The sequence below is a fragment of the Streptomyces sp. NRRL S-495 genome (genome assembly GCF_000966955.1).
Classification (GTDB): Bacteria; Actinomycetota; Actinomycetes; order Streptomycetales; family Streptomycetaceae; genus Kitasatospora; species Kitasatospora purpeofusca.
On the sequence record NZ_JZWY01000514.1, the window covers coordinates 1 to 8,123 of the forward strand.

Consider the following 8,123-nt stretch of genomic DNA (forward strand, 5'->3'; position numbering starts at 1 on the left):
GGCTGGAACTGGTCGAGCGGCCGGCCCGGCACGGCGGCTGGCAGGCGGCCCGGCTCGCCCGGCTGCGCGCCGTGCTGGACCTGCTGCCCGACGCCTACTGGCCCGACCAGTACAACAACCCCGACAACGCGGCCGGTTACCTGGCGATGGCCCAGGAGATCACCACCGAGCTCGACCGGCTCGACGTGCTGGTGTGCAGTGTCGGCACCGGCGGGCACAGCGCGGGACTCGCCGAGGCCCTGCGTCGGCACTGGCCCCGGCTGCGGATCATCGGCGTCGACTCGGTCGGCTCCACCATCTTCGGCCAGCCCGCCCGGCCCCGGCTGATGCGCGGCCTGGGCAGCTCGATCCATCCGCGCAACGTCGCCCACCAGGCCTTCGACGAGGTGCACTGGGTCGGTCCCGCCGAGGCGGTGGACGCCTGCCGCCGGCTGGCCCGGGGCGCCTTCGTCAGCGGCGGCTGGTCCACCGGCGCGGTCGCCCTGGTCGCGGCCTGGGCCGCCCGGGTCCATCCGGGCGCCGCCGTCGCCACCGTCTTCCCCGACGGCCCGCACCGCTACCTCGGCACGGTGTACGACGACGCGTTCTGCCGGCGGCACGGCCTGGACGCCGAGCGGGCCGCGCCGCGCCCGGTCGAGATCCCGCACCCGGCGGCCGTCGAGGTCACCGGCTGGGCCCGCTGCCGCACCGGCCGGACGGCGCCCGCCCCCGCCACTGTCCCCGCCCCCGTAGCCGTCACCGTCCCGGCCGCCGCCGGGCCCGCCCGCACCGAGGAGGACCGATGAGGGTCGACCTCCGCACGGTACGGCTCCGTCTGGCCACACCGCTGCGCATCTCCCGCTCGGTGACCACCGAGCGGGACGCCGTCCGACTGGCCCTCGGCCACGGCGGGCTGACCGGCCACGGCGAGGTGGTCAGCAGCGTCCACCTGGGCCTGCCCACTCACCGGATCCACCACGAACTCGCCCTCCTGCGGCCCGCGTTGGAGCGTCATCAGGATCCCGAACAGGCACTTGCCGAGCTCTGTTCCGGCGCGGCGCCGTTCGCACCGCTGCCGGCCGGTGTGCTGGCCGCCGTCGAGGCCGCCCTGCTGGACCTGGTCGGCAAACGGGCCGGCGAACCCGTCCACCGCCTCCTCGGCCGGGCCGACCCGGTCGCCGCCGTCACCGCCCGCACCATCGGCATCGAGCCGCCCGCCCGCGCCGCCGTCCAGGCCGCCAGGCTCGCCGACGCGGGCTTCACCGTGCTCAAGATCAAGGCCGGCAGCGCCGACCCCGGCCTCGACCTGATCCGGGTCCGGGCCGTCCACGAGGCCGCGCCCGGAGCCCGGCTGCTGCTCGACCCCAACGGCGCCTGGACCCCGGCCGAGGCCCTCCGGCTGCGGGCGACCCCGACGCGCTCGCCGCCGTCGCCGAGCGCTCGCCGATCCCGGTGATCGCCGACGAGGACGCCGTCGACCACGAGGACGCGTGCCGGCTCGCCGGGCGGGTCCATGGTGTCAACCTCAAGCTCGCCAAGTGCGGCGGCGTCCACCAGGTGCTGCGCATCGCCGAGGCCCTGCGCGGCAGCGGCACCGAGCTGATGCTCGGCTGCCTGGTGGCGAGTTCGCTGGGCATCGCGCCCGCCGTCCACCTCGCCGACCGGGCCCGCTGGCTCGACCTCGACGGCCATCTGCTGCTCGCCCACGACCCCTGGCAGGGCATCGGCGGCGCCGACGGCACCGTCCGCACCCCGGACCGGGCCGGCCTCGGCGTGCTGCCCGCTCCCGCTCGCCCCGACTCCGCCCTCCCCGCCCCCTGCGGGGCCCGATGAACGGCCGTCCCGCCCCGCCGACCCCGGCCGAGGCCCACCGGAACCTGCTCACCGACCGCCCCGAGCTCTACGAACTCCGCTTCCCCGACCCGGAGTCCACCGCCGCCCGGTGGGCCGAGGCGACGCTGGCCGCCCACGGCGCCGGGCCCGAGGTGCTGGACCTCGGCTGCGGCACCGGGCGGGACGCGGGGTGGCTGCACCGCGTCGCCGGCCGCACCGTCACCGGTCTGGACAGCTCCGAGGCGATGATCGCCCACGCCCGCTCCCGGCACCCCGGACCGGCCTACCACGTCGGCGACATACGGGACTTCACGCTTCCTGGGCGGTTCGACGCGGTGCTCTGCCTGGACAGCGCACTGCTCCACTGCCACACCAACGAGGACCTCGACGCCTGCTTCGGCCGGCTCCGCCACCATCTGCGCCCCGGCGGTCTGCTGGTCGCCGAGATGCGCAACGGCGCCTTCTTCCTCGGCCGCACCGAACTCCTCGACGCGCCGAGGCTGGACAGCGTCACCCACGAGGGCGGCACCCTCACCTCGCGCACCGTGCTGTGGATCGACCACGCCGCCCAGCTCCTGCGCCGCACCCGGAGCTGGGCCGGGGACGACGGCTCGCCTCCGTTCGAGCAGCACTCCGCCTGGCGGCTGCTCTTTCCCCAGGAACTGCGCCACCTGCTCGCCCGGCACGGCTTCACCGTCCTCGGCCTGTACGACCGGCCCGGCCCGCGCACCGAACCGCCCTGGACGGAGGGCGACCGGCCCACCGACAGCGCGGACTCCGCCGACGGAGACCGGCTGCACCTGATCGCCAGGTTCGAACCCGCTGCCCGCAACGGGAGTTGACCCGACGGGCCCCGGTCCGCCCGGCCACCGCCCCCGGTGTCACCCGTTCGGGCGACATGGCGCCGCAGCACCCGGTCGGCCCCGCTGGCCACCCTCCGAATCCGAACGGCCACGGACGGGCGCGCGGTCGTACCGCGCCGCAGGGCCAGTCCGGGGGCGTGCCTCCCACCGGGCGCGCGCCCGGACGGAGCGCTCTCCCGCGACCCTCACCACCACCTCACCGGCCCCACACCCACCCCCGCGCGCTGATGCGGCACGAATTGTCGGACACGTCCTAGGCTGAACCCGCCCGGACGGCCGGACGGCCGTGGGAGTCGGGAGGGGCCCGGCGGCCGGGATCTCGGAGGTGGTGCGCGATGGGCAGCGATGCGACGACGGCCGAGGTGCGCTGTGTGGCGGCCGTCCCGTGCTGGGTGAGCCTGATGGCCCGCGATCTCGACGCCGCCAAGGCTTTCTACGGGCCGCTGCTGGGCTGGGAGTTCGAGCCGGGACCGGACCGCTTCGGCCGGTACGAGCACGCGGTGGTCGGCGGCGAGGCGGTGGCCGGGCTCGGCGTGGCGGGCGGCGGCTGGGACATGCCCGTCGCCTGGACCAGTTACTTCGGCACCGAGAGTGCCGACGCGGCCGCCGACGCGGTGCGCGAGCGCGGGGCGACCCTCGCGGTCGGTCCGCTGTCCTTCGACGCCGGCCGGCTGGCGTTCGCGGCCGACCCGGCGGGTGCGGTGTTCGGCATCTGGGAGGGCCCGCCGGGCCGCGCCCGGCGGCTGGACCTGCTGGGCGCCCCGGTCTGGATCGAGCTGCGCACCCCGGACCCGTTCGCGGCAGCGCTCTTCTACGGCGAGGTGTTCCGCTGGGACGGCCGCGACCCGGAGCGGTTCGAGGTCCGCTGGGAGCACGACCGGGTGGTGCTGCGGGCGGAGGGGCACAGCGTCGCCGCGCTGGCCCGGGAGCAGGCGGGCGGCCCGACGGGGCTGACCCCGCACTGGGAGGTGTCCTTCTCCGTACCGGACACCGACCAGGCGCTGGTCCGGGCGGAGCGGCTCGGCGGCAGCGTGCTCGGTCCGGCCTTCGACTCGCCGTACGGGCGGGTGGCCCGGTTGCAGGACCCGGAGGGCGGCCGCTTCGCGGTGATCAGCACCAAGCCCTGACCGCGCCCCCTGACCCCCGGCCCGCCAGCCCCGGCCCCCGGCCCACCGACCCGGCCCTCGACCCGCCAGCCGCCGGACTCCCGCACTACGGCCCGGCCCCGGCGATCTCCGCCCGCTCGGCCCGCAGCCGTTCGCCGAGCGCCGCCCGCTCGGCGGCCGGCAGAGCCTTGCGGGCGGCGGTGAAGAGCTGCTTCTCCTCGGTCGCCAGGTGCCGCCGCAGCAGCTCGGTGAGCCCGTTCAGCAGGGTGCCCAGCGCCGGGTCGCCGGAGGGGAGGGCCTGGAGGTCGGCGAGGTACTGGCCGATCGCGAGGTGGTCGTGGATGCACCGGAACACCACCGCGCCACCGTCCGGCACATCGTGCTGGACGACCGGGAAGAGGTGTTCCTCCTCGGCCGCGCAGTGGCTGAGCAGTAGGTCGGTGAGCCGGTCCAGCAGCTCTCCGGGCGCCCGGTCCTCGGCCCGGCCGGCCTCGATCCGGACGAGCAGGTCCTCCACCGCGCGGTGCTCCGCGGTGAACTCACCCAGGATGTCCGGCCTGCGGCTCATGGCGCGCCCGCCTCTTCTCCGTCGACGTCCGGTGCGCCCCCCGACACCTCCAGTATCCGGCTCCGCCCGGGCAACCGGGGCATCCGCCGGACCCGCCCGCGCGCGGTGCCCGTGCCACCACCGGCCCGCGGGCCCCGTGCCGCCGCCGGCCCCGTGCCGCCCTCCGCTCAGGGGCGGTCCCGGCGCCCGGCGAGGGCCAGCAGCCGGGTCTGCGGCCCGGCGTCCCCGGCCACCGGGAGCGGCGGGTCGAACAGTCCGCTGCCGGAGAGGTCCCCGTAGCCGGAGAACTCGGCGAGCGCGAAGTCGACGAGCTCCTCCGGGAGCCGGGTGCGCCGGCCGATGCCCTCGGCGAGGTCCCAGCTGTGGACGACGGCGTCGGTGGTGAGCTGGTCCAGGTAGTACTGGCCGGGGACGTCGCCGAAGGAGAGGTGGACGGTGAGCTCGGTGGCGCCGGGGACGGCGAAGGCCGCGCGGGCGGCGTCCGCGGCGGCCGTCCAGGCGGCGACCGGGTCGTCACCGAGGACGTCGCCGTCGAAGCGGCCGCCGACCTCGGAGATGGTCGCGCCCATCAGCAGCTCGGGCACCCAGAGCTGCTCGCCGGTGAGGTGGTTGACCAGATCGCGGACACTCCAGTCGGTGCACGGGGTGGGCGCGTCCCACTGGTCGGGGGTGACCAGCCGGATCCGTTCGGTGAAGGCGGCGAGGGCCGCGGCGTGCGGGGTGCCCCGGTCGGCCGGCCGCCGGTGTTCGTTGCGATGTGCCATGTCCTGAGCGTGCCCCGCCGCGCACTTCCGTACGCCGGTCCGCACCACTTGTGACCCGGTCACGCCAATATCCTGGGTCCGGCCGGTTGTTCAAATTCAAACTTCCAGGTACGGTCGACACACCCCAGCTGGTTCGAATTTGAACAAACAGATTCGGCCGGTATCGACGAACCCCCCCTTTCTGATGGAGACGCGCATGCCGAGCAGCAGCCCGAGCACGACCGCCGCCACCACCCCCCTTGCCGCAGCCGGGTCGGCCCCCGGATCGGTGACCACCTCCCCGCACGCCTACGACGTCGGCCTCCTGCTGCTGCGGGTGGCACTCGGCCTGACCATGGCCGCGCACGGCAGCCAGAAGCTGTTCGGCTGGTTCGGCGGCGGCGGCATCGACGGCACCGGAAAGTTCTTCGAGGCGAAGGGCTACCCGGCGGCGAAGTTCATGGCCGTCGTGGCCGGCCTCACCGAGGCCGGCGGCGGACTGGCGCTCGCCGTCGGCCTGCTGACCCCGCTGGCCGCCGCCGCGATCCTGGGCACCATGCTCAACGCCCTCGCCGTCACCTGGAGCGGCAGCTTCTTCGCCGTCAAGGGCGGCAGCGAGTACGAGTTCCTGCTGATCGCCGCCGCGGCGGCGCTCGCGCTGACCGGTCCCGGCCGCTACGCCGCGGACCGCTACCTGCCGGTGGTGCGCTCGCACCGGCTGAGCTACGGCGCGGCCGCGGTGGTGCTCGCTCTCGTCACCGCGGGTGCCGTGCTCCTGGCTCGCAACTGATCGGGATTGCAAGGCCGTTGAGGCCGTGATCCGCTCGCGAAGGCCGCCGGTCGACCGACCGGCGGCCTTTGACGTTCTGTGGCGGCCTTTGTCGTTCCGTGGTCGATCGGTGAATTTCCTGTGCAGGCGGGGGAGTTGTCGGAGATTCTCCGATTCGAGGGTTCCCCGGTTGTGTGATGTATGCCATTGTACATGTCACATCCCCCACCGGTGCTCGGCGCTACCGCCCCAACGGTGCGTCGCAACGGTCCTCTTCACCCCCCACCGGCCGCGCCCCCACGCGACCGACGAAGGCCTGGAGGCCCCCACGTGAAAATCGCCCGTCCTTTAGCGCAAATGCCGCACGTCGCAAAGCTCCTGGCGCTGATCCTGGCGCTGTTCGTGGCGGTCGGCCTGTTCGCCCCGCGCGCCCAGGCGGCCACGACCAAGACCCGGCCGGAGTTCGGCGGCGGCTCGCCCACCGCCACCTCGGCCGGACCGGCCGGGATCGCCCCGAGGCCCGCCATCGGTGACACCCCTGACGCGGGCGGCAAGAACGAGCCGGTCCCGGCCCGGGACCGCGCCCCGATCTCGACCGCCTCCCCGGATCGCTCCGACACCCCGTCGGCGGCCCAGCGGCAGGCCGAGATCGTCAAGACCTTCGGTGCGGGCGCCCCCAAGGCCCTCGCCGAACAGCCCTGCAACATCCCGGACTTCACCGGTCGCACCGGTGGCGACCTGGTCAAGGCGGTCAAGGCGGCCGACCTCGGCTGCATCAACAGCCTGTTCAACCTGGTCGGCACCGACGCGCGCGGCGCCTTCCGCGAGGCCCAGATGGTCTCGGTGGCCGACGCCCTGCGCGACAACGCCGCCGCCTACCCGGGCGACAACTCCACCTCCACCGGCCAGCTGGTGCTCTTCCTGCGGGCCGGCTACTTCGTGCAGTGGTACCACGCGTCCGACGTGGGCACCTACGGCACCGCCCTGCAGAGCTCGATCCGCGGTGCGCTGGACAGCTTCTTCAACAGCGCGCACTCCCGCGACGTCACCTCCGCCAACGCCGGAACCCTCGGCGAGGCCATCACCTTGATCGACAGCGCGCAGGAGAACGTCCGCTACCTCCCCGTGGTGAAGCGGCTGTTGGGCGCCTACGACGCTGCCACCCACAACCCGGCCAACATGGGCAACGCGCTCAACAGCGTGTTCACCGTGCTGTGGCGCGGCCACCAGGCCACCGGCTTCGTCGACGCGGTGACCGCCGACCCGAGCGTGCTCGACGCGCTCTACTCCTTCGCATCCGCCAACGGCGCCCTGCTCGGCGGCGACTACACCTTCCTGGTCTACAACGCCACCCGCGAGCTGGGCCGCTTCGTGCAGTACCCGGCGCTCCAGCCCAAGGTGCGCCCGCTGCTGAAGGGGCTGGTCGACCGCTCCTCGCCCACCGGCAACACCGCCTACCAGTGGGCCGCCGTCGCCGAGATGGCCGACGCCTACGACAAGGGCAACTGCTCGTACTACGGCACCTGTGACTCCGCCGCCCGGCTCAAGTCGGCCGTCCTGACGGTCAGCCACACCTGCAGCCCGAGCATCCGGATCCTCGCCCAGGCGCTGGACTCCACCCAGCTGGCGACCGCCTGCTCCAGCCTGACCGGCCAGGACGCGTACTTCCACTCGGTGGCCAAGGACAACGGCCCGGTCGCGGACGACAAGAACACCACCATCGAGGTCGTGGTCTTCCACAGCTCCTTCGACTACAGGGTGTTCGCCGCCTCCATCTACGGCATCAACACCGACAACGGCGGCATGTACCTGGAGGGCAATCCGAGCGAGGCCGGCAACCAGCCGCGCTTCCTCGCCTACGAGGCCGAGTGGGCGCGCCCGGACTTCCAGGTCTGGAACCTCAACCACGAGTACACCCACTACCTCGACGGCCGGTTCGACATGTACGGCGACTTCGACGCCGGTGTGAAGACCCCGACCATCTGGTGGGTCGAGGGCTTCGCCGAGTACGTCTCCTACTCGTACCGCAAGGTCAACTACGACGCGGCGATCTCCGCCGCGGGCCAGCACACCTACAGGCTCTCCGCGCTGTTCGACACCACCTACGAGAACACCAACTCCGAGCGCACCTACCGCTGGGGCTACCTCGCGGTGCGCTACATGCTGGAGAAGCACCGCGCCGACGCCGACGCCGTGCTCGCCAAGTACCGCGCCGGTGACTGGGACGGTGCCCGCACCATCCTCAAGACCACCATCGGCACC

The 8,123-nt window shown here is 73.9% G+C and carries 7 protein-coding genes and 1 pseudogene; 6 read left to right on the forward strand and 2 right to left on the reverse strand.

Going from position 1 to position 8,123, the window contains the following annotated elements:
• From VR45_RS25545 to VR45_RS25560, 4 genes and pseudogenes are all read left to right on the forward strand, one after another.
• Positions 1-785: pyridoxal-phosphate dependent enzyme (locus VR45_RS25545; protein WP_159394351.1), on the forward strand; the 785-nt coding region annotated here is incomplete at its 5' end.
• Positions 782-1,812: pseudogene (locus VR45_RS25550) on the forward strand (enolase C-terminal domain-like protein). The gene VR45_RS25545 and the pseudogene VR45_RS25550, both read left to right, overlap by 4 nt.
• On the forward strand, positions 1,809-2,654 hold the full coding sequence (locus VR45_RS25555; RefSeq protein ID WP_045942186.1) for a class I SAM-dependent methyltransferase: 846 nt from the start codon (positions 1,809-1,811) through the stop codon (positions 2,652-2,654). Before VR45_RS25550 ends, VR45_RS25555 begins: the two are co-directional and overlap by 4 nt.
• Before the next feature lie 356 nt (positions 2,655-3,010).
• Positions 3,011-3,802, forward strand: a complete 792-nt coding sequence (locus tag VR45_RS25560; protein ID WP_045942187.1) for a VOC family protein — start codon at positions 3,011-3,013, stop codon at positions 3,800-3,802.
• Between the two features lie 85 nt (positions 3,803-3,887).
• On the opposite strand, the gene VR45_RS25565 is transcribed toward VR45_RS25560, so the two are convergent.
• Positions 3,888-4,349, reverse strand: a complete 462-nt coding sequence (locus VR45_RS25565) for a hemerythrin domain-containing protein (protein ID WP_052709366.1) — start codon at positions 4,347-4,349, stop codon at positions 3,888-3,890.
• Between the two features lie 167 nt (positions 4,350-4,516).
• Positions 4,517-5,113: a TIGR03086 family metal-binding protein gene (locus VR45_RS25570; protein WP_045942188.1), complete on the reverse strand. Its 597-nt coding sequence runs from the start codon at positions 5,111-5,113 to the stop codon at positions 4,517-4,519.
• A 196-nt stretch (positions 5,114-5,309) separates the two neighbouring features.
• Between VR45_RS25570 and VR45_RS25575 the strand changes: the two genes are divergently transcribed.
• Complete coding sequence (locus VR45_RS25575; RefSeq protein ID WP_078896824.1) at positions 5,310-5,882, forward strand: DoxX family protein; 573 nt, start codon at positions 5,310-5,312, stop codon at positions 5,880-5,882.
• 336 nt (positions 5,883-6,218) lie between these two features.
• Positions 6,219-8,123 (forward strand): collagenase (locus VR45_RS25580; protein WP_045942189.1); only part of this gene is annotated, 1,905 nt, incomplete at its 3' end.